This window comes from Streptomyces sp. NPDC031225, from assembly GCF_055570355.1.
In genome coordinates this window covers 1-20944 of the sequence record NZ_JBVIHJ010000001.1, presented here as the reverse complement: position 1 = coordinate 20944, position 20944 = coordinate 1, and the positions used below count along the sequence as shown (strand labels likewise).

16 protein-coding genes and 1 pseudogene are annotated in these 20944 nt (G+C 70.8%); 9 read left to right on the top strand and 8 right to left on the bottom strand.

Annotation, left to right across the window (positions count from 1 at the left end):
- Positions 1-130: 130 nt before the first annotated feature.
- The 5 genes and pseudogenes from ACZ48Z_RS00085 to ACZ48Z_RS00065 all read left to right on the top strand — a co-directional run bounded on the left by ACZ48Z_RS00085 (position 131) and on the right by ACZ48Z_RS00065 (position 5197).
- Positions 131-3127: a sensor histidine kinase gene (locus tag ACZ48Z_RS00085; protein WP_468733505.1), complete on the top strand. Its 2997-nt coding sequence runs from the start codon at positions 131-133 to the stop codon at positions 3125-3127.
- Entirely contained in the window at positions 3124-3546 is a 423-nt protein-coding gene (locus tag ACZ48Z_RS00080) for a roadblock/LC7 domain-containing protein (protein ID WP_468733504.1), read from the top strand. Before ACZ48Z_RS00085 ends, ACZ48Z_RS00080 begins: the two co-directional genes overlap by 4 nt.
- Before the next feature lie 9 nt (positions 3547-3555).
- Positions 3556-3951: a DUF742 domain-containing protein gene (locus ACZ48Z_RS00075; protein ID WP_468733503.1), complete on the top strand. Its 396-nt coding sequence runs from the start codon at positions 3556-3558 to the stop codon at positions 3949-3951.
- Between the two features lie 465 nt (positions 3952-4416).
- Positions 4417-4611: pseudogene (locus ACZ48Z_RS00070) on the top strand (hypothetical protein); the annotation flags it as partial.
- Complete coding sequence (locus ACZ48Z_RS00065) at positions 4592-5197, top strand: GTP-binding protein (protein ID WP_468733502.1); 606 nt, start codon at positions 4592-4594, stop codon at positions 5195-5197. The pseudogene ACZ48Z_RS00070 and the gene ACZ48Z_RS00065, both read left to right, overlap by 20 nt.
- Positions 5198-5323: 126 nt before the next feature.
- Here ACZ48Z_RS00065 and glpK read toward each other — a convergent pair whose 3' ends face one another.
- From glpK to ACZ48Z_RS00040, 5 genes are all read right to left on the bottom strand, one after another.
- Positions 5324-6835, bottom strand: coding sequence for a glycerol kinase GlpK (gene glpK / locus ACZ48Z_RS00060; RefSeq protein ID WP_468733501.1), 1512 nt, complete (start codon positions 6833-6835; stop codon positions 5324-5326).
- 82 nt (positions 6836-6917) lie between these two features.
- Positions 6918-7643 carry an MIP/aquaporin family protein gene (locus tag ACZ48Z_RS00055; RefSeq protein WP_468733500.1) on the bottom strand — a complete coding sequence of 242 codons (726 nt, stop codon included), beginning with the start codon at positions 7641-7643 and terminating at the stop codon, positions 6918-6920.
- A 362-nt stretch (positions 7644-8005) separates the two neighbouring features.
- Positions 8006-9658 carry an EAL domain-containing protein gene (locus ACZ48Z_RS00050; protein WP_468733499.1) on the bottom strand — a complete coding sequence of 551 codons (1653 nt, stop codon included), beginning with the start codon at positions 9656-9658 and terminating at the stop codon, positions 8006-8008.
- A 106-nt stretch (positions 9659-9764) separates the two neighbouring features.
- On the bottom strand, positions 9765-10955 hold the full coding sequence (locus ACZ48Z_RS00045; RefSeq protein ID WP_468733498.1) for a lipid-transfer protein: 1191 nt from the start codon (positions 10953-10955) through the stop codon (positions 9765-9767).
- Positions 10952-11377, bottom strand: coding sequence for a Zn-ribbon domain-containing OB-fold protein (locus ACZ48Z_RS00040; protein ID WP_468733980.1), 426 nt, complete (start codon positions 11375-11377; stop codon positions 10952-10954). The genes ACZ48Z_RS00045 and ACZ48Z_RS00040 overlap by 4 nt, the downstream gene beginning before the upstream one ends.
- A gap of 135 nt (positions 11378-11512) precedes the next feature.
- On the opposite strand from ACZ48Z_RS00040, the gene ACZ48Z_RS00035 reads away from it, so the two are divergent.
- Positions 11513-12049, top strand: a complete 537-nt coding sequence (locus ACZ48Z_RS00035; protein ID WP_468733497.1) for an NUDIX domain-containing protein — start codon at positions 11513-11515, stop codon at positions 12047-12049.
- Positions 12050-12199: 150 nt separating this feature from the next.
- Here the strand turns inward: ACZ48Z_RS00035 and ACZ48Z_RS00030 are convergent, their stop codons facing one another.
- The gene (locus tag ACZ48Z_RS00030; RefSeq protein WP_468733496.1) at positions 12200-14566 is read right to left on the bottom strand and encodes a glycoside hydrolase family 31 protein; all 2367 of its coding nucleotides are present in this window, start codon (positions 14564-14566) and stop codon (positions 12200-12202) included.
- A 214-nt stretch (positions 14567-14780) separates the two neighbouring features.
- On the opposite strand from ACZ48Z_RS00030, the gene ACZ48Z_RS00025 reads away from it, so the two are divergent.
- The 3 genes from ACZ48Z_RS00025 (at position 14781) to ACZ48Z_RS00015 (ending at position 18131) form a co-directional block, all read left to right on the top strand.
- Positions 14781-16748, top strand: a complete 1968-nt coding sequence (locus tag ACZ48Z_RS00025; protein ID WP_468733495.1) for an acetoacetate--CoA ligase — start codon at positions 14781-14783, stop codon at positions 16746-16748.
- A 183-nt stretch (positions 16749-16931) separates the two neighbouring features.
- Positions 16932-17102 (top strand): hypothetical protein, encoded by a 171-nt coding sequence (locus tag ACZ48Z_RS00020; RefSeq protein WP_468733494.1) that lies wholly within the window; start codon positions 16932-16934, stop codon positions 17100-17102.
- Positions 17103-17237: 135 nt separating this feature from the next.
- Positions 17238-18131 (top strand): hypothetical protein, encoded by an 894-nt coding sequence (locus ACZ48Z_RS00015; protein WP_468733493.1) that lies wholly within the window; start codon positions 17238-17240, stop codon positions 18129-18131.
- 69 nt (positions 18132-18200) lie between these two features.
- Here ACZ48Z_RS00015 and ptsP read toward each other — a convergent pair whose 3' ends face one another.
- Positions 18201-19871 (bottom strand): phosphoenolpyruvate--protein phosphotransferase, encoded by a 1671-nt coding sequence (gene ptsP / locus ACZ48Z_RS00010; protein WP_468733492.1) that lies wholly within the window; start codon positions 19869-19871, stop codon positions 18201-18203.
- Positions 19872-19954: 83 nt separating this feature from the next.
- Complete coding sequence (locus ACZ48Z_RS00005; RefSeq protein WP_328745503.1) at positions 19955-20404, bottom strand: PTS sugar transporter subunit IIA; 450 nt, start codon at positions 20402-20404, stop codon at positions 19955-19957.
- Positions 20405-20944: the final 540 nt, after the last annotated feature.

Sequence of the window (20944 nt, the reverse complement as noted above, 5' to 3'; positions counted from 1 at the left end):
TCTCGGCGCCGGTGCGGAAGTTCGGGTTCCGGACGGAACTTCGAGTTACGTCTGCGTCAGTAGTAGGCTCGCGCCGTTTGTTGACGTACATGTGTACCCCCGGCCGACGGGGGTCGAGCTGGGGGAGGCCATGCGCTTTCGCGGGAAGTCGATCCGCCGGAAGATCGTGGCGCTGCTTCTCGTGCCGCTGCTCTCCCTGATCGCGGTGTGGGGCTTCGCCACGGTGCTGACGGGACGTGAGGTCGCCCGGCTCTTCCAGGTGTCGACCGTCACGGAGAAGCTCGGTTACCCCACCGAGGACACCGTTCGCGTGCTCCAGCAGGAACGCCGCCAGACCCTCGTCTACCTCGCCGACCCGCGCGCCTCGGACGCCCTGTCCGCCCTGCGCGACACACGGGACGCCTCGGACGACGCCATCGCCAAGTTCCGCAGCAACTCGCGCGATCCCGATGTCCGCGACGGCCTGGACCAGGACGACGACGATCGCCTCACCGCCGTACTGGACGCGTTCGCGGGCATCGACTCACTGCGCCGGAGCGTGGAGGAGGGCACCGTCTCCCGCCTCCAGGCACTCGACCAGTACAACCGGCTCATCGACCCCTGCTACGCCCTCCTCGCCACCGTCGACGGAGTCGACAGCGTGGAGCTGGACAAGCAGGCCCGTGCCCTGGTGAACATCACCCGCGCCCGCGAACTGCTGTCCCGCGAGGACGCGTTGCTCAGCTCCGCCCTGGTGGTCGGGAAACTGGACCACGACGAGATCCGTGACGTCTCCGACCTCGCCGCGCAGCGCACCCTGATGTACGAGATCAGCCTCGCGGTCCTGCCGGCGGCGGAGCGCGAGCGCTACCAGAGCTTCTGGAAGAACGCCGCCACCGCTCCACTGCGCTCGGCCGAGCAGGCCGTCGCCTCCGCCGACCCCGGCACCTTCGACAGGGTCAGCGCCAAGAGCTGGGACACCGCCGCGGGCACTGCGCTCGCCGACCTCGCCAAGCTCGACGACCAGGCCGGCGACCGCCTTCAGGACCGGGTCCGCCCGGACGCCATGGGCGTCATCATCAAGGCGGCCGGTGTCGGCGTCCTCGGCCTGATCGCCCTGCTCTTCTCGCTGGTGCTGTCCGTACGGGTCGGCCGCGGCCTCATCCGCGACCTGAGGCAGCTGCGCCTGGAGGCCCACGAGGCTTCCGGCGTACGGCTGCCCAGCGTGATGCGCCGCCTCTCCGTGGGCGAGCAGGTCGACGTCGAGACCGAGGTCCCGCGCCTGGAGTACGACAAGAACGAGATGGGCGAGGTCGGCCAGGCACTCAACACCCTCCAGCGTGCCGCCGTCGAAGCCGCCGTGAAACAGGCCGAGTTGCGTGCCGGTGTCTCCGAGGTCTTCGTCAACCTCGCCCGCCGCAGCCAGGTCCTGCTCCACAAGCAGCTCACCCTGCTCGACACCATGGAGCGCCGCACCGAGGACACCGACGAGCTCGCCGACCTGTTCCGCCTGGACCACCTGACCACCCGAATGCGCCGGCACGCCGAGGGTCTGGTGATCCTCTCCGGCGCCGCCCCCTCCCGGCAGTGGCGCAAACCCGTCCAGCTGATGGACGTCGTCCGCGCCGCCGTCGCCGAGGTCGAGGACTACGAACGCATCGAGGTCCGCCGGCTGCCCAGGGTCGCCGTGACCGGACCGGCCGTCGCGGACCTCACGCACCTGGTGGCGGAACTCCTGGAGAACGCCACCGTGTTCTCCCCGCCGCACACCGCCGTCCAGGTCCTTGGCGAGCGCGTCGCCAACGGCTTCACGTTGGAGATCCACGACCGCGGACTCGGCATGGCCGCCGACGCGCTCCTTGACGCCAACCTCCGGCTCGCCGAGACACCGGAGTTCGAGCTGTCCGACACGGACCGGCTGGGCCTGTTCGTGGTCAGCCGGCTCGCCCAGCGGCAGAACGTCCGGGTCTCGCTCCAGCCCTCGCCGTACGGCGGCACCACCGCTGTCGTCTTCATCCCCGACGCGCTGCTGACCGACGACGTCCCGGACACCAACGGCATCGGCTTCCGTCTCGACCGCCCCCAGCAGCCGAAGGAGGTCGCACCGGAGGAGTCCAGGCGGGTCCTGCTCGCCCAGGGACCGCCCCAGCTGCCGGGTACGGCGCCCGCGATCCTGAACGGTCCGGTCGAACTGGAGGCCCCCGTCGACCTGGACGCCCTGAACGACTTCCCGGGCGCGCTCGACTCCGAGGACAGCGAGCGGGGTGGACTGTTCCGCCCGCGCCGCTCCCTGGCCGAGGTCGACGACGAAGGCCCGGGCGCCGACGGCATCGGCGATGCCGCCCCGGTGCCGCTGCCGCGCCTCCGTACGCCCAAGCTGGTCAGCTCCCACGGACGCCCCGTCACCGGCGAACGGCCGGGACGCGTGGAGACGGACGAGCCACCGGCGATCGGCCCGGGCCCGTCCCGGTCGCAGCCGAATCCCTCGGCAACTGAGGGGGGCCCTTCGCGCTCCGAGCCCCCGACGCTGCCGAGCCGCCGTCGCGCCGCGGCTCTGCGCCGCGGCACCGGCGTCGCCGACCGCCTCGACGAGACGACGCAGGCTCCGGCCTCCTCGTCGTCCCCGGGCCGTGAACTCGGTGGGGCGGCCGGTTCCCCCGCGCTGCCCCGGCGTACCCGGCGAGCGGAGATCGCGGCGAGCGGCTCGGCGCCTGACGACTCCGCCACCGGCGGGCCGGGTTCGGGCGCGCCCGCTCTCGGTGCCGTCGGTTCCGCTCCCGGTGTGCGCGGGAGGGACGGTTCGCCCGACTCCGCCCCGGGAGGTGCCGTACGGCCCGGCCGGGGCGGGTCCGCCCGCGGCACCGCCGGCGCGTCCGGCTCGGGCAGGGCGCCGCAGGACGCCGCTTCCGGCAGCACCCCGCTGCCCCGTCGCGTCCGGCAGGCCAACCTGGCCCCGCAGCTGAAGCAGAACCCCGAGCGACGCCCCCAGAACCAGTCGGGGCCCGCCGACCGGGACGCCGACGAGGTACGCAGCCGCATGGCCTCGCTCCAGCGCGGCTGGCAGCGCGGCCGCGAGGAGAACGCCGAGGACGTCGACACGTCCGGCGGCACAGCACCACAACGAACGACAGAGGGGGACGGTCGATGACCGCACCGAAGGCGACCGACAAGTCCGGCGAGCTCAACTGGCTCCTCGATGACCTGGTGGACCGTGTCGCGAGTATCCGCAAGGCCCTGGTGCTCTCCAGCGACGGCCTCCCGACCGGCGTGTCCAAGGACCTCACCCGCGAGGACAGCGAGCACCTCGCCGCCGTGGCGTCCGGCTTCCACAGCCTCGCCAAGGGCGTGGGCCGGCACTTCGAGGCGGGCAACGTCCGGCAGACGGTCGTGGAACTGGACGACGCCTTCCTGTTCGTGACGGCCGCAGGCGACGGCAGCTGCCTGGCCGTCCTCTCGGACGCCGACTCGGACGTGGGCCTCGTGGCCTACGAGATGACGCTCCTGGTCAAGCGGGTCGGTGTGCATCTGAGTGCTGCTCCACGCACCGATCTGCCTCAGGGCGGGTAGTGAGATGGCATGAGCACAGACGGTCAGGGAAGAAGCCACTGGTTCGACGACGAGGCCGGACCGGTGGTCCGTCCGTACGCCATGACGCGCGGCCGCACCGCGAGTGACGGCCAGCACCGTCTCGACCTCATCGCGGTCGTCGTGGCCGAACCGGACACGGACGACCCCGAAGGGGACCACTCGCTGTCCCCCGAGCACGTGGACATCGTCGACCTGTGCCGCGACACCCCGCAGTCGGTCGCCGAGCTGTCCTCCGAACTCGACCTGCCCATCGGCGTGATACGCGTCCTCATAGGCGACCTCGTCGACTCGGAGTGGGTCCATGTGAACCGGCCGGTGCCGCCCGCCGAACTGCCCGACGAAAGCATTCTGCGCGACGTGATCAACGGCCTCAGGGCCCTGTGACGGACCGTCCGGCCCACCCCGGGGCCGTTCCGTCGGCGTCGCCGGGCGCTCACGGACGGCGTTCGGGGCCGGCATGGCCCGCAACCGTCCACCGCGCGCGACTGGCCTCGTAGAACGCAGCGGCAGGGGCCGTATGTCCACCCCCAGGTCCCCGCCGCTCCGTGGCGGGGGCAGGCATCCCCTGGCGATATGATCTGACTGATCGTCGACGACCATCCGCGGACGGCCGGCCCCGGCCCCGCGGGCACGCTGCCGGGCAGGCCGATCGGGGAGACGGACGTGACGACAGGCTCCGCGGACCGACTCCGACGTCCGACCACGACCTCCGTCGGCCGCTCACCGAGGCGCCGTACCCCTCACGCGACCTCGCCCTTCGCGTCGGTCGAAGCGGCCGCCCCGTACGGATCCCGGCCCCCGCTCCTCGACCGCCCAACCAGCAGTACGGCTCGACGACTTCGCGCCGCTGCCAGGCACCGTAAGGTGCCCCCGTACGGCATGGCGGGCCGCGTGCCCGCGGACGGTACGGTCACCGAAGTCGCCGCACGTCGCCCCGCGCGACGGACGCGTCTTCGAGACCCCGGGCGGCGCAGGCCATGGCCCGCCGTCGACCCGACACCCCAGCAAGCAGGAGAAGAGACCAATGATCTTCGGGCGTTCTGAGCGCGGCAAGCCCCCGGTCGAGCCCGTCACGCTCAAGATCCTGGTGGCCGGCGGCTTCGGCGTGGGCAAGACCACGTTCGTGGGCGCCGTCAGCGAGATCAGACCGCTGCGCACCGAGGAACTGCTCACCGAGGCGGGCCGCCCGGTCGACGACATCAGCGGCGTGGAGAACAAGCGCACCACCACCGTCGCCATGGACTTCGGGCGCATCACCCTGCGCGAGGACCTGGTGCTTTACCTGTTCGGCACACCCGGTCAGGAACGCTTCTGGTTCATGTGGGACGAGCTGTCCGAAGGCGCCCTCGGAGCCGTCGTGCTCGTCGACACCCGGCGCCTGGAGGACTGCTTCGCCGCCATCGACTACTTCGAGCGGCGCTCCATACCCTTCCTCGTCGGCGTCAACTGCTTCGAGGGAGCGGTCCGTTACCCGGAAGACGACGTACGGCAGGCGCTCGACCTCGACGCGGACGTGCCGATCGTGCTGTGCGACGCCCGGGACAAGCAGTCGGTCAAGGACGTCCTGGTCGGAGTCGTCCAGCACGCGATGGCGTACTCGTCGCGACGCCGCCAGACCGTCACCGGCTGAGGTACGGGTGCGGCCCGTACCCCCGCCGACAGGGGTACGGGCCGCGGCTCACACGGCACCACGCGCGCGTGCTGGTTGCCGCCGTCCTCCTCCCAGCACGCCGCTCCACGGCGCCACGCGCGCGTGCTAGTTCTCGCCGTCCTCCTCCCAGCCGAAGCTCTTCTCCACGGCCTTGCGCCAGTTGTGGTACTCGCGGTCCCGGACGGACGCCTCCATGTTCGGCGTCCACTCGACGTCCTTCTGCCAGTGGGACTTCAGCTGGTCCAGGTCGTTCCACACGCCGGTCGCGAGCCCGGCCGCGTACGCGGCGCCCAGGCACGTGGTCTCGGAGACCTTCGGCCGGACCACCGGAACGTCCAGCACGTCCGCCTGGTGCTGCATGAGCAGGTTGTTCTTGGTCATGCCGCCGTCCACCTTCAGGGTGGTGATGTGCACCCCGGAGTCCTGGTACATGGCGTCCACGACCTCACGCGTCTGCCAGCTCGTCGCTTCCAGCACCGCCCGCGCGAGGTGCGCCTTGGTGACGTACCGGGTGAGACCCGTGACGACTCCACGGGCGTCGGAGCGCCAATAGGGCGCGAACAGACCGGAGAAGGCGGGCACGATGTACGCGCCGCCGTTGTCGTCGACACTCGCCGCCAGGGTCTCGATCTCGTCGGCGTTGCGGATGATGCCGAGCTGGTCGCGGAACCACTGGACCAGGGCGCCCGTGATGGCGATCGATCCCTCCAGGCAGTAGACCGGCGCCTCGGTGCCGATCTTGTAGCCCATCGTCGTCAGGAGTCCGCTCTTCGACGGGACCGGCCGGCTGCCCGTGTTGAGCAGCAGGAAGGAGCCCGTGCCGTAGGTGTTCTTCGCCGTGCCCACGTCGTAGCAGGCCTGCCCGAACACCGCGGCCTGCTGGTCGCCCAGCGCGGACGCCACGGGCACGCCCGCGAGTTGGCCGACCGCGGTGCCGTAGACCTCGGCGGACGACCTGATCTCCGGCAGGACGGCGTCGGGCACGTTCATCGCGTCCAGGATGGACTGGTCCCACTGGAGGGTCTCCAGGTTCATCAGCATGGTCCGTCCGGCGTTCGTCACGTCCGTGACGTGCCGCCCGCCGTCCGTGCCGCCGGTGAGGTTCCAGATCAGCCAGGAGTCGATGGTGCCGAAGGCGATCTCGCCGTTCTCGGCTCGCGCGCGCAGTCCCGGCACGTTGTCCAGCAGCCAGGTCGCCTTCGGTCCCGAGAAGTAGGTGGCCAGCGGCAGCCCGGTCTGCTCACGGAACCGGTCCTGCCCGTCCGAGCCGCCGAGTTGACTGGTCAGGGCCGCGGTGCGGGTGTCCTGCCACACGATCGCGTTGTGCACGGGTTTGCCCGTGGAGCGGTCCCACAGGACCGTAGTCTCGCGCTGGTTGGTGATGCCCAGGGCGCTGAGCTGGTCGGCGCGCAGCCCGGCCTTGGCGACCGCCCCGGCGACCACGGCCTGCACCTTGGACCAGATCTCGGTGGCGTCGTGCTCCACCCAGCCGGGCTTGGGGAAGATCTGGCGGTGCTCGCGCTGGTCGACGGCCACGATCGCGCCGTCCTGGTTGAAGATGATGCAGCGGCTGGAAGTAGTGCCCTGGTCGATGGCGGCGACGAACTTGTCCGTCATGACGTCCCCTTCGTCGGTTCCTGCACAAGGCTGTGTTTCACGAGAGCGGTGTTTCAGAGGGCGGTGTTGCAGAAGGCATGCTTCAGAAGGCAGCGTTGAAGATGACCCCGGACAGCGCCCCGCCGATCAGTGGCCCCACCACCGGGATCCACGCGTAACCCCAGTCCGAGGTGCCCTTGTTGGGGATCGGCAGCAGGGCGTGCACGATGCGCGGACCCAGGTCACGGGCCGGGTTGATGGCGTACCCGGTGGGCCCGCCGAGCGACAGACCGATCCCGACCACCAGGAAGGCGACGACGAGGACCGCGGTACCGGACTCGCCGAGCCCCTTGGTGAGGCCGAAGGCCAGGATCGGCAGGACCAGGCCGACCGTCGCGATGATCTCCGTGATCAGGTTCGCCACCGGATTGCGGATCGCGGGCGCGGTGGAGAAGATCCCGAGCGTGGGCTGCGCGAGCTCCTCCTCGGCGTTGGCCCCGAACTGCGCGTAGTAGACCAGCCAGCACAGGACCGCCCCGAGCATGGCACCGACCATCTGCCCGGCGATGTACACGGGAACCTGGTCCCAGTCCCCGGTGTCGACGGCGATCCCGATGGTCACGGCGGGGTTGAGATGCCCGCCGGACAGCGGGGCCGCGGTGTACGCCCCGGCCAGTACACCGAAGCCCCAACCGAACGCGATGACCACCCAGCCGGCGTCCTTGGCCTTGGAGTGGTTGAGGACGACGGCGGCGACCACACCGGCGCCGAAGAGGATCAGGATCGCCGTACCGATGACCTCACCGAGGAATACGTCTCCGTTGCTCATGGCGGCTCCTAGGCCCTGGCCCGAGACGTTCCCGCCCCGGTGCTCCGTGCAGGGTTGCGGTTCCCTTGGCGAACTGCCGGGGGCAGGGCGGATTCCGCGCCCCGTCCGGCGTCCGCGACGAGCGTGTCGTCGCAGCCGAATCGCCCGTGGGGGTATGGGCCGTGGCTCGTGGGGGCCCACGCCGCGTGCTGCCTGGATGCGCCGAGAATGTACGGCGATGTCGACTGACACCGGAAGTGTTCACCGGGCCCCGGGGGGCGTCAAGGTCGCCGACGGCAACGGTTGAAGCGGGCGGTCGAACCGCCTCGGAACGGGTGCGCGGTCGGCCCGGCCCTGTTCGAGCCGAACGGCGCCCTGCCCCTTCAGCCCGTCCCCGGCTCCGCCACCGCGTACCCCGTCGAAGCGGCCTCCGTCCCCGTCCCCCGCCGGATCTCGTACCCGGGCTGCCCCGCCCACCCGACGACCCAACTCGCCCCGCCGAGCGCCTTCGCGGCCTTCTTCAGCGGAGCGAGACACGCTGCCGCCTCCCGGTGGTCCACCACACTGCCCGGTGCGCACACCACGGTGGCCAGGGACAGCGTCACGGGCCACCCGCCCGCCGCCCAGGGAACGTCGAGAACGGACGCGGCCAGCGGAGCCAGTTCCTCCGGGTCCGCCAGCACCAGGAAGTCGTCCCCGCCGATGTGCCCCACGCGCGCGGTGCCGGCCGCGGTCTGCTGGAGGACCCGTCCCACCGAGCGGATCAGCTCGTCGCCCGCCGCGAACCCGGCCCCGTCGTTGACCTGCTTGAAGTGGTCGACGTCCAGCCAGCTCAACGCGAACGTCCGCCCGTCCGCGATACGCCGGTCCGCCTCGCCCGTGATCGTGTCCGAACCGGGCAGCCTGGTCAGCGGATTGAGCCCGGCCGCCTCCTCCACCCTGGTCTCGCTCAGTGCCCGTACGAGGTCCGCGAGCCGTACGACGCCCACGCACCGGCCGTACCGGTCGACCACGGCCACGTCGTCCGACGTACGGTCCTCACCCCCGACCGCGACCACGTCCAGGACCTCCCACGCGGTGGCGTCGACCCCCACCACCCGCGGCGGATCACCGAGTTTGGCGGCGGGCCGGTCGGCGTACAGGGCGTGTCCGTAGCGCCCCGACATCGACAACAGGAAACGCGACCGGTGCACCGAGCGGAACGGCACCCCCTCCCTGTCCACGAGGAGCACTCCGGACACGTCGGGCGCCCCGGTCAGCAGCGCCCGCACCTGCCCCGCCGACGCCGTGGCCGGCAGCAGCGCGGCGGGGCGCACGAACTCCCGTACCGACGGCCCGGACCGGGGCGGCGCCGCGACACCGGGGGAGCGGGGCGGAACGTACACCTCCGCCGTGGGCAGCCGGGACGGCGGTGCGAACAGGACGCCCTGCGCCAGTTGCGCACCGGCCGACAGCACGGCGCCGTACTGGAGCTCCGTCTCCACTCCCTCGACACAGAGCAGCGCCCCGAGTTCGTCGCACAGGGTCCGCATCGCCCGTACCGCCGAAGGCCGGGCCGACAGCGACGCGTCGAGCTTCACGAGGTCGGGCGACATGTCGACAAGGAGTCTCAGGGGTACGTCCCCGTCACCGATGCCGTCCGCGCTGATCCGGAAGCCCTGCCCCCGCAACGCGGTGACCGCCTCCAGCAGTGCCTGGTGCGGTACGTGCGTGTACGGCGGACCCACGTCGATCGTGACCTCCCACGGCAGTCGCCCCGCCTCACGCACCGCGGTGTGCAGCGGGGTGAGGCCGCCGAGGTCGGCGAGTGTGCCCGCGAACACGTTGACGTGCAGCGGCAGCGGCGTCTGCCGGTGAGCCGCCGCCCGGACCGCCAACACGGTGAGCCGGCCGTCGAGTTCGGGGTCGCGGCGGGCCTCCGCCAGGATGTCGCCGGTTTCGGGACGGGCGAGTACCTCCAGTCCCGCCACCGCACCGGTCGCCAGGTTGACCACCGGCTGGAAGGCGAAGCGGAGAGTGTCCGTCCATGAGCGCACGGCAGCATAGTGACGCTCTTCGCGCCCGCCCAGGCGCAGTTCACGAGACGTTCACGCAGCATTCCGAGGTGGTCACACAGCGTAGGAGAAACCCCATTCCCGCCCGTCACCGAACGGCTATCACCGCCGACCCGTGCCCGAACAACCCCTGGTTCGCGGTGATCCCCACGCGCGCGTGCTCCACCTGCCGGTCGCCCGCCTCGCCCCGCAACTGCCGGGTGAGCTCACACACCTGGGCGATCGCCTGGGCCGGGACCGCCTCGCCGAAGGAGGCGAGCCCCCCGCTCATGTTGACGGGTATGCGGCCGCCCGGCGCCGTCGCCCCCTCACGCAGCAGCTTTGCGCCCTCGCCCGCACCGCACAGTCCGAGGTCCTCGTACCACTGCAACTCCAGGGCGGTCGACAGGTCGTACACCTCCGCCAGGGAGAGGTCCGCCGGGCCGACCCCGGCCTCCTCGTAGGCGGCGTGCGCGATCGAGGCACGGAAGGTCTCGGCGGCGGGCTCGACCGCCGCGGCGGAGTCCGTCGCGATGTCCGGCAGGTCCAGCACCGTGTTCGGATACGTCGGCGTCACCGTCGACACCGCCCTGATCCGCACGGGCTCGGCCATGCCTCGCCCGTGCGCGAACTCCATGCTGGAGAGCACCAGCGCCGCCCCGCCGTCCGAGGTGGCGCAGATGTCGAGCAGCCGCAGAGGATCGGCCACCACGGCGGAGGCCGCCACCTCGTCCGCGGTCACCCGCTTCCGGTACCGCGCGTACGGATTCAGCGCGCCCATGGCCGAGTTCTTCACCTTGACCTGCGCGAAGTCCTCCGGGGTATCCCCGTGTACGGCCATCCGTCGCCGCGCGTACAGCCCGAAGTACGTGGGATTGGTCGCCCCGAGGGCCCGGAACCGCAGCCAGTCGGGATCGTCGGGCCGGTCGCCGCCCGCAGGCCGGAAGAACCCCTTGGGCGCCGCGTCGGCACCGACCACGAGCACCACGTCGGCCAGACCTGCGAGGATCTGCGCCCGCGCGGTCGCCACCGCCTGTGCCCCGGACGCGCACGCCGCGTACACGCTGGTGACGCGGGCTCCCTGCCAGCCCAGCGCCTTGGCGAAGGTCGCCCCGGCCACATAGCCCGGATAGCCGCCCCGCACGGTGTCCGCGCCGACGATCGAGCCGACCTCGCGCCACTCCAGACCCGCGTCGGCCAGCGCCGCGCGGGCCGCCGCCACCCCGTACTCGACGAATCCGCGCCCCCACTTGCCCCAGGGGTGCATGCCCGTGCCGAGCACCGCCACCTCTCCCGTCATGCCGTCACCCCCGTCGGCCGCCACTGCCAGGTCGTCCAGACCGTCTCCGCGTCCTCATGCAGCACTCCGGGGACGACCTCCACCTCCGCGCCCACCGCCAGATCGGAGACGGTGACCCCGGGAACCGCCTGCCCCAGCACCACGATCCGCTCGGCGGCCAGCTCCACAGCGACCAACGTGTACGGCTCCCACGGAAGTTCCGGATCGCTCACATACGGTGACGGAGGCCGGTACCGGCTGTCGGTGTAGGACCAGACGCGACCGCGCCGCGAAAGGGGAGTCTCCGCCAGATCACCCCCGGCGCACCCGGGGTTGCGGCAATGGCCGTCCTCGCGCGGGAAGAAGACCGAGGCGCAGGCGGAGCAACGCGTGCCGAGAAGCGTGAAGTCGTCCCCTTCACCGGCGAACCATCCGGTGACCACAGGTGTGCGCGTGCGCGACAAAGTCCCTCCCCGGACCGGATCTGACGGAACGTCAGAAGTGTCGCACGGGCGGCGGCAAAGAGGCAGAGGACCCAACGGAACCGGAGCCACCGATGATCGGATACAGTCCGCCGCGTGTCCGAAACCCAACACTCCATTCCCAACTCCGTACGCGGCTCCCACTGTTCGAGCTGCGGAGCGCCCTACGGAGAGGGCGTCGCGGGCTGGCCCCGCACCTGTCCCGTCTGCGAAACCGTGGCCTACCGCAACCCCCTGCCGGTCGCCGTCGCCCTCCAGCCCGTGTACGACACCCAGGGCACCGCCCTGGTCGTCATCACCCGAACCATCGCCCCCGCGCGCGGAGGCATCGCCCTGCCCGGCGGTTACATCGACGACCGCGAGGACTGGCGGCACGCCCTGGTCCGTGAACTCAGGGAAGAGACCGGCATCGAGGCGGCGAGCCGGGACGTACGGCTCATCGACGCCCTGAGCTCGACCGACGGGCACCTCCTGCTGTTCGGGATGCTCCCGGAGCGCCCCGCAGAAGGCCTCCCGCGGTCCGCCGCCACGGACGAGACCGAGGGCTGGCATCTCCTGCGCAGACCGGAGGAGCTCGCCTTCCCGCTGCACACCCTGGCCGTACAGGCCTGGTTCGAGGGCCGCTACATCTGAGACCTGGCGCTCTTCAGAGAAATCTCCGCGGCATCGCGACCCGGCACCGACTCGCGAAGGGCCAGGTGGGTCCGCCACGTGGCCCTCCGCACGCCGATCGCCCGCACCGGACAGCGCTCCTGCCCCCCACGAAGATCCTTCAGAAGGGCCTCAGCGCGCTCCGAGCCCGCGCAGCCGCACCGGGTGGGACGGCGTGCGCACGCCGTCCTCACCCTCCAGCCGAACGACCACCTTCCCGCCCTCCCAGCGGGCGACATAGCGCTCGACCTCCGGTTCGCCCCAGCCGTCGCCCGCCTCCGCCACGACCAGCCCGCCCCCGCTGCGTCCCCGGGCGGGCGCCCACACCTCCAGCTCGAGACGGCCGTCGTCCCCCCGCACCGGGATGACGGCACCCGCGCGCGCGAGCACCGGGATCCGCGACAGCGGAGCGTCGACGAGCACCTGCCCCGGCCCTTCGTACGCCTGCTCCGTCGCCGTGTCGTACCAGCGGCCCCGCGGCAGCTGGACCGCACGCCGGTCGCTGCCCGGATGGAGCGCCGGTGCCACGAGCAGACAGTCACCCAGCAGGAAGGCGTCCTCGCAGTCCCGCAGGGCGCGTTCCTCCGGCGCGGACCACCACAGGGGCCGTACATAGGGCGCTCCGGTACGCCGGGCCAGGTGCGCGAGCGTCATGAAGTACGGCAGCAGCCGCCGGCGTTCCACGAGCGCCACACGCGCGTGCTCCAGCACCTCGGCACCGAACTCCCACGGCTCCCTCCGCCCCGCCCGCGGACCCGAGTGCGTACGGAACAGCGGCAGAAAGGCGCCGAGTTGGAGCCAGCGCAGATAGAGCTCGGGCGACGGGTTTCCGTCGTAACCGCCCACGTCGGGCCCCGAGTAGGGCACTCCGCACAGGCCGAGCCCCATGACAAGCGACAGGGAGGCCCGCAGACCGGGCCAGCCGGTGGCCACGTCACCGGACCAGGTGCCGCCGTAGCGCTGCATGCCGGCCCATCCGGAGCGCGAGAACAGGAAAGGCCGCTCATCGGGCACCAGGTCGCGCAGACCCTCGTAACCGGCCTGGGCCATGCACAGCGCGTAGACGTTGTGCGCCTCCTGGTGGTCACCGCCCCTGCCCTCCAATGCGTGCCGGGCCGAGCGCGGCAGCGTGGACTCCCCGAAGGCGGTGAACGACGTGGGCTCGTTCATGTCGTGCCAGAAGCCCGCGAACCCCGCCGCGAGCCTCTCCTCGTAGAGGCGGGCCCACCAGGCACGCACACGCGCGTGCGTGAAATCCGGGAAAACTGCCTCCCCGGGCCGTGCGACCCCCTCCACGAGCCGCCCGGACGCGTCCCTCACGAAGACGTCCTCGGCCGTCCCGCCGTCGTACACGGCGTTGCCCGGCGCGGCCCTGACCGCCGGGGTGATCACCGACACCAGCCTGATCCCGTCCCGCCGCAGCTCCTCGGCCAGTTGGGGCAGCTTGGGGAAGCGCTCCTGGTCGACCGTGAACACCTGGTGCCCGTCGTAGTGGTCGATGCCCAGATGGACGGCGTCGAGCGGCAGACCCCGTTCCTGGTAGCCGCTCACGACCCGCCGCACCTCCTGCTCGCTGCCGAAGCTCCCGCGCGCGTGATGATGGCCGAGCGCCCACGACGGAGGCAGCGCGGGCGCACCGGTGAGCGAGGCCCAGGCGAGCAGCACGCGCGCGGGCGTGCCCACCATCACCCAGCAGCGCGCCGGACCGCCGTCCATCCGCAGCTCGGACATCCCCGCCCGGTCGTGGCCGGAACCCGCGCCCTCCTCGCCCTCCCGCAGGGTCACGGTGCCGTCCCACGAGGTGTCGTGGAACACGAGATGGGTGGCGGCGTCGGCCACCACCACCTGCACGGGCATCGTGACGTACAGCGGATCGTCGCCGGGCCCGAACGCACGCCCTGGGTCGGTGTTCCACAGCCGATACGTTCCGTCCCGCAACCGCGGGCCCGACGCCCGGCCCCCCAGCCCGAAGAACCGCGCGTCGGCGGCCACCTCCGACCGCTGCATCCAGCGCGCCGAGCCGCCGCCCACCGGCTCCCACCACCGCGGCGGCAGATCCCGGCGCAGCATCACCCCACCGGGCGTACGCACCTCGATCGCGCCGTGCCGCGACACCACGACCGTCGCCCGTTCGGCGACGACCCGCCAGCCACCGTCCTTGTCCGGCTCCAGGACCGCCCGGGGATCAGGCTCCGGGCAACGACCCGCGAGGGCGTACGAGGGCTCGGGCCCGGCCCCGTCCCAGCCCCAGAACACCGCCCCGTTCACCGTGACCGTGATCCGCAGCTCGGAGCGGCTGAACCGTACGACGCCCCCGCCGGGACCCGGTTCGACGCTCTGCACCGGACCCGGCACCCGCGCGCGCTCGGCCCCGCGTGCCGGCAACCCGGCGGCGTCGGTACGCCTCCTGCGCCACGCGGCGCGAACGGCCCGCACCCCCTGGGGCGCCCCCGCCGAACCGACCGCCTTCACCGAACGCACCAGGTCACGACCGTTCATGCTGCTCACCCTGCCACTCACTGCCCCACACGCGTGTGCCGTTCAACTGCCGTTCACCTGTGCCGGGACCACATCTTCACGACACGGACTGTGTGGGTCGCACCCTGGCGTAGAAGTTGATCACATGGCATCGTCCCTGTCAGCCGCGTCACCCGCACACCCCTTGCGCGTGCGCGGGTGACGCACACGACGCGCACAGTCCGGGAGCCGCCCCATGTCGACCGTGAACCCCCAGCCGCTCTGGCAGCCAGATCCGCAGCGCATCGCCCGCGCCCAGGTCACCAGGTTCCAGGCATGGGCGGCCGAACACCACGGTGCCCCGGCCGAGGGAGGCTACGAGGCTCTCCACCGCTGGTCCGTGGACGAGCTGGAGGAGTTCTGGGAAGCCGTCACCCAGTGGTTCCAGGTACGGTTCTCGACGCCCTACACGCGTGTGCTGGGCGAGCGCTCGATGCCGGGCGCCGAGTGGTTCCCCGGCGCCACCCTCAACTACGCCGAGCACGCCCTGCGCGCGGCCGCTGCCCGCGCCGACGAACCCGCCCTCCTGTACGTCGACGAGACCCATGAACCCCGCCCGGTGACCTGGTCCGAGCTGCGCCGCCAGGTCGGCTCCCTGGCCGCCGAGCTGCGCCTCCTCGGCGTCCGTCCGGGAGACCGCGTCAGCGGCTACCTCCCCAACATCCCGGAAGCCGTCGTCGCACTCCTCGCCACGGCCGCCGTGGGCGCCGTATGGACGTCCTGCGCCCCCGACTTCGGTGCCCGCAGCGTCCTGGACCGCTTCCAGCAGGTCGAACCCGTGGTCCTGTTCACCGTCGACGGATACCGCTACGGAGGCAAGGAGCACGACCGCCGAGAGACGGTCGCCGAACTCCGCGCCGAACTGCCCTCTCTGCGTGCCGTCGTCCACATCCCGCTGCTGGGTACCGAGGCTCCCGAAGGAGCCCTGGAGTGGTCGGCCCTGACGAGCGCGGACACCGAACCGGTCTTCGAGCAGGTGCCCTTCGCCCACCCCCTGTGGGTGCTCTACTCCTCCGGCACGACGGGCCTGCCCAAGGCCATCGTCCAGTCCCAGGGCGGCATCCTCGTCGAACACCTCAAACAACTCGGCCTGCACTGCGACCTCGGCCCCGAGGACCGTTTCTTCTGGTACACCTCCACGGGCTGGATGATGTGGAACTTCCTCGTCTCCGGCCTCCTCACCGGCACGACCGTCGTCCTGTACGACGGCAGCCCCGGCTATCCCGACACCGGCGCCCAGTGGCGGGTCGCCGAACGCACGGGCGCCACCCTCTACGGCACCTCGGCCGCGTACGTCATGGCCTGCCGCAAGGCCGACGTGCACCCAGGACGCGACTTCGACCTCTCCGCGGTGCGCTGCGTGGCCACCACCGGCTCACCGCTCCCGCCCGACGGCTTCCGCTGGCTGCACGACGAGGTCCGCGAAGACCTGTGGATCGCCTCCGTCAGCGGCGGCACGGACGTGTGCTCCTGCTTCGCGGGAGCCGTACCGACCCTGCCCGTGTACATCGGCGAACTCCAGGCGGCCGGTCTCGGCACCGACCTCCAGTCCTGGGGCCCCGGCGGCGAACCCCTGACGGACGAGGTCGGCGAACTCGTCGTCGCCAACCCCATGCCGTCGATGCCGATCCACTTCTGGAACGACCCGGACGGCAGCCGCTATCACGACAGTTACTTCGACACCTATCCCGGAGTGTGGCGCCACGGCGACTGGATCACCGTCACCTCGCGCGGCTCCGTCGTCATCCACGGCCGCTCCGACTCGACGCTCAACCGGCAGGGAGTCCGGATGGGCTCGGCCGACATCTACGAGGCCGTGGAACGACTCCCCGAGATCAGGGAAACCCTGGTCATCGGCATCGAACAGCCCGACGGAGGCTACTGGATGCCCCTCTTCGTGCATCTCGTCCCGGGAGCCGTCCTCGACCAGGCACTCCTGGACCGCATCAAGCGGACCATCCGCGAGAACCTCTCCCCGCGCCACATCCCCGACGAGGTCATCGAGGTACCCGGCATCCCGCACACCCTCACCGGGAAGCGCATCGAGGTCCCCGTGAAGCGACTCCTCCAGGGCACGCCCCTGGACAAGGCGGTCAACCCGGGTTCCATCGACAACCTCGACCTGCTCCACTTCTACGAGGACCTGGCCCGCAAGCGCGCCTGACCCGGCGACTCAACCACCGCAGGCGGCCTCGGACTCACCGAGCACGGCAGCGAAGTCCGAGGCCGGCCGCACCGCGTCGGCCGGTTCGAGCTCGGCGAACGCGATCGCCGGCTGCTTCCCACTCACCCGGGTCCCGCTCGCCGTCCACGGAGCCCTACGCCGCCCGGCTGGCTGGCCCTGACCATGGGGACGACCGCCGCCTACCAGTGGCTTTTCGCCGGTGACGCCCTCCATGCGTCGCTCCACGCCCCCGTCTCCTGGGAAATCTCCGACGCCCTGGCTCCCGGCACAGTGCAGTGCGGCTTCGGACCACTCACGGTCACCGCCGCCAGCGCCACCGGCACGGCAGGATGACTCTCCTCCGGCCCAGTGACCGCTCTGACCTGCACAGTCCAGCACCAGCCGGTCCGCGCACGTCTCGGCACCCCCCGTTGTCAGTGCCGCCGGTTACTGTGAGTGAGCATTGATCGACTGCGTTCAGGGGGAAACATGGCGCACACCGACCACCAGACGATGCGACGCGCGCTGCGCCGCGAGATCGCCGGCACCATCGGCCTGCTCACCGACGAGCACGACTTCCGCGCCATGCGGCGCTACCGCAGCTTCACCTTCGCCGACCACGCGACCTACCTGAAACAGGTCGAAGACCTCCTGAAGACCCGCGCCTCACAGGGCGGCCACACGACAGTGGCCCTCTTCGACCCCTTGGAGTACGCCGAGTTCTGCGAGGCCACGGGCCTCAACCCGGACATCCCGTCCAGTCGCACACGCTTCACGGCGGAACTCGCCAACACCGGACCGGCGCTCCCATACGAGGGCCAGCCCCTGACCGACCTGGTGCCCGCCCTCGTGGACGAGGCCGTCCGCCAGGCCACCTGGGAGTACGCGACGACACTCCTCGCCCGACTCGGCGCCTGCGGCTCCTGCGGTGAGGACCTCGGCCGAGCGGCCTTCACCCGGGCCTCCCACCTTCTCGTCCAGATCCTCGAAACAGCACAACCGGGCGCACACCACCTCGTCTGCAGCATCACCAGCGCCCCGGAGACCCTCGTCGCCGTCCTCCACTCCGACGAAAGCACCGGGGGAGCCGTGCAACTCGACGAGGCCGAGGCGCTCGAATTCACCACCGTCCTCGCACTGGGCATCGCCAACCAGAGCCCCGGTGGACTCGTCATGCGCACCACTGCCCAGGGAACCACCGACCGCATCTACGGCTGGCGCCTGCGCGGTGACGGCCTCGAACCCCTCACAGCCGGAGAAGTCTTCGACGCCTACTGCACCGACGTCGACTCCGGCGACCTGATCTCGCCGGAATCCAACGTCGACTACTGCGTGCCACCCGACCTGGGACCGGAAGGACAGACCCTGGGCCACAGCCACTGAACAACGAGAGGGCGCCCCACCACAGGTGAGGCGCCCTCTCGGAACAGTCATCCGTCCAGTGCCGTGCGGCTACTCGCCGGACAGCACCGCCTGAGCCGCCTCGCGCGCCTCCTCGGCACTGTCGGCCGCCCGTGCGCCCGCGGCCGCACGCTCACACTGCGCCAGGGTGTACTTCGCCAACGTCCCCCGGACATAGGGAATCGACGCGGAACCCATGGAAAGGGAGGTGACTCCGAGACCGGTCAGCACACAGGCGAGCAGCGGATCGGAGGCGGCCTCGCCACAGACACCACAGCTCTTGCCCTCGGCCTTCGCCGCCTCGGCGGACAGCGCGACGAGGTCGAGCAGAGCGGGCTGCCACGGATCCTGAAGCCGGGACACCGCACCCACCTGACGGTCGGCGGCGAAGGTGTACTGCGCGAGGTCATTGGTTCCCAGCGACAGGAATTCGACCTCCTGCAGAATCGACCGCGCCCGCAGGGCGGCCGAGGGGATCTCCACCATCGCGCCGAACTTCGCGCGCAGGCCCGCCGCACGACACGCGTCGGCGAACGCCTTGGCATCGGCACGGTCCGCCACCATCGGGGCCATGACCTCAAGGTAGACCGGCAGCCCCTCAACGGCCCTGGCGAGCGCAGTCAGCTGCGTGCGCAGCACCTCCGGGTGGTCCAGCAGCGTCCGCAGACCACGCACTCCGAGCGCCGGGTTCGGCTCGTCGGAAGGCGTCAGGAAGTCCAGCGGCTTGTCCGCGCCGGCGTCCAGTACACGTACGACGACGCGCCCCTCCGGGAAGGCTTCCAGCACCTGCCGGTAGGCCTCGACCTGCTTCTCCTCGGACGGTGCGTTCTTGCTGTCGTCGAGGAAAAGGAACTCGGTACGGAAGAGACCGACGCCCTCGGCCCCGGCCTCGACCGCGGCAGGCACGTCCGCCGGACCGCCGACGTTGGCCAGCAGCGGCACCTTGTGGCCGTCGGCGGTGGCCCCTGGACCGGTTGACGCGGTGAGCGCGGCCTTCCGCTGGGCGGCAGCGGCCTCCAACTCGGCCTTCTTCTCGTCGCTCGGGTTCACGAAAACGTCGCCGGTGCTGCCGTCGACGGCGATCACCGTGCCCTCCGTGAGCTCACCGGCACCCGGCAACGCCACTACGGCCGGCACACCGAGCGCCCGCGCCAGAATCGCGCTGTGACTGGTCGGCCCACCCTCCTCGGTCACAAAGCCCAGAACGAGCGTCGGATCCAGCAGAGCGGTGTCCGCGGGCGCGAGATCACGCGCGACCAGAACATACGGCTCGTCACTGTCCGGAACGCCCGGCATGGGCACGCCCAGCAGACGGGCGACGATACGATTCCGCACGTCGTCGAGATCGGCGACGCGTCCGGCAAGGTACTCACCGGCAGCGGCCAGCAGCTCGCGGTACGCGGCGAACGCGTCATAAACGGCACGCTCAGCCGTGCTGCCGACGGCGATCCGCCGGTCCACGTCCGCCATCAGCTCGGGGTCCTGCGCCATCATGGCCTGCGCCTCGAGCACCGCCTGGGCTTCACCCCCGGCCAGATTGCCGCGCGCCATCAGGTCTGCCGCCACAGCCTCCACGGCTTTGCGAGCACGTCCCTGTGCACGCTCCGCGTCCTCCGCCGGAATCTGCTTGGCAGGCGGTTCCAGTACCGCCGTTCCCATGTGCCGAACCTCGCCGATCGCCACACCGTGGCTCACGCCGACGCCTCGCAGCGTTGTCTCCATCTCACCCGTCTCCGATAGTGCGGCGGGTCCCGCCGCCGCGGTGGTTGTCATCCCTTCCTGCCGTCTCACGACGGCAGGTGAAGTCACTTCCAGGCGAAGAGACTGTCGCCGGCCTTCACATCGCCGTCGTCACGCAGTTCGGAGAGGGCCTCGGCCGTGGCCTCCAGCGCCACGACCGGGCACACGGCGGACTTGCCGGCGGCCTCGACGGCAGCCGGGTTCCAGCGCACGACAGCCTGCCCGCGTGTGACGGTGTCGCCCTTGTTCACCAGCAGCTCGAATCCCTCGCCGTTCAACTGAACGGTGTCGATCCCGAGGTGGACGAGTACGCCGTGCCCCTCTTCGTCCACGACGACGAACGCGTGCGGGTGCAGAGAGACGATCACTCCGTCCACGGGCGCGACAGCCTCGGAGGGTTCACGTACGGGATCGATCGCCGTGCCCGGGCCGACCATGGCTCCGGAGAAGACCGGATCCGGCACAGCGGCCAGTCCGATGGCGCGTCCTGCAAGAGGGGACGTCACGGTGGTCATGGGAAGCCTCCCAGGGGTGGAGCTGCGTGTATGCGCCGTCACTGCCTGGCTCGGACGGCACTTTCGAGCAGCGTATGTCAGATGAAGTACGGGTTCGCATGGAAGATACCGCTAAGTGGTCTAGACCACCAGGGCCCCACGGATTTGCACCCTCTTCGCGGCCCCGTGTACAGTCGTACTCCTGCTTGAGGCCGAGCGACGCGGTTATGTGTCCCGGTCTGGCAGCATCCAACTCGTCAGATCCTAACTCGGGATCATCTTCTGCATGCTTGCAGGACGATGGTCAGGGGGCCGGAAAAACACTGATAGAGTTTGGAACAACGAAGGGAAGCGCCCGGAGGAAAGCCCGAGAGGGTGAGTACAAAGGAAGCGTCCGTTCCTTGAGAACTCAACAGCGTGCCAAAAATCAACGCCAGATATGTTGATACCCCGTCTCCGGCCTTCTTGGTCGTAGATGAGGTTCCTTTGAAGAAATACACAGCGAGGACGCTGTGAGCGACCGCCTTATTCCGGTGGTCGCTCCGCTCTCGTGTGTGTGCA

What these genes read in the sequence shown, in the direction of transcription:
- ptsP (WP_468733492.1), bottom strand. Translation starts at nt 19,871, where the DNA reads ATGGAGACAACGCTGCGAGGCGTCGGCGTGAGCCACGGTGTGGCGATC.
- ACZ48Z_RS00005 (WP_328745503.1), bottom strand. Translation starts at nt 20,404, where the DNA reads ATGACCACCGTGACGTCCCCTCTTGCAGGACGCGCCATCGGACTGGCC.
- ACZ48Z_RS00065 (WP_468733502.1), top strand. Translation starts at nt 4,592, where the DNA reads ATGATCTTCGGGCGTTCTGAGCGCGGCAAGCCCCCGGTCGAGCCCGTC.
- ACZ48Z_RS00045 (WP_468733498.1), bottom strand. Translation starts at nt 10,955, where the DNA reads ATGACGGGAGAGGTGGCGGTGCTCGGCACGGGCATGCACCCCTGGGGC.
- ACZ48Z_RS00025 (WP_468733495.1), top strand. Translation starts at nt 14,781, where the DNA reads ATGTCGACCGTGAACCCCCAGCCGCTCTGGCAGCCAGATCCGCAGCGC.
- ACZ48Z_RS00075 (WP_468733503.1), top strand. Translation starts at nt 3,556, where the DNA reads ATGAGCACAGACGGTCAGGGAAGAAGCCACTGGTTCGACGACGAGGCC.
- ACZ48Z_RS00080 (WP_468733504.1), top strand. Translation starts at nt 3,124, where the DNA reads ATGACCGCACCGAAGGCGACCGACAAGTCCGGCGAGCTCAACTGGCTC.
- glpK (WP_468733501.1), bottom strand. Translation starts at nt 6,835, where the DNA reads ATGACGGACAAGTTCGTCGCCGCCATCGACCAGGGCACTACTTCCAGC.
- ACZ48Z_RS00055 (WP_468733500.1), bottom strand. Translation starts at nt 7,643, where the DNA reads ATGAGCAACGGAGACGTATTCCTCGGTGAGGTCATCGGTACGGCGATC.
- ACZ48Z_RS00015 (WP_468733493.1), top strand. Translation starts at nt 17,238, where the DNA reads ATGGCGCACACCGACCACCAGACGATGCGACGCGCGCTGCGCCGCGAG.
- ACZ48Z_RS00085 (WP_468733505.1), top strand. Translation starts at nt 131, where the DNA reads ATGCGCTTTCGCGGGAAGTCGATCCGCCGGAAGATCGTGGCGCTGCTT.
- ACZ48Z_RS00020 (WP_468733494.1), top strand. Translation starts at nt 16,932, where the DNA reads ATGGGGACGACCGCCGCCTACCAGTGGCTTTTCGCCGGTGACGCCCTC.
- ACZ48Z_RS00030 (WP_468733496.1), bottom strand. Translation starts at nt 14,566, where the DNA reads ATGAACGGTCGTGACCTGGTGCGTTCGGTGAAGGCGGTCGGTTCGGCG.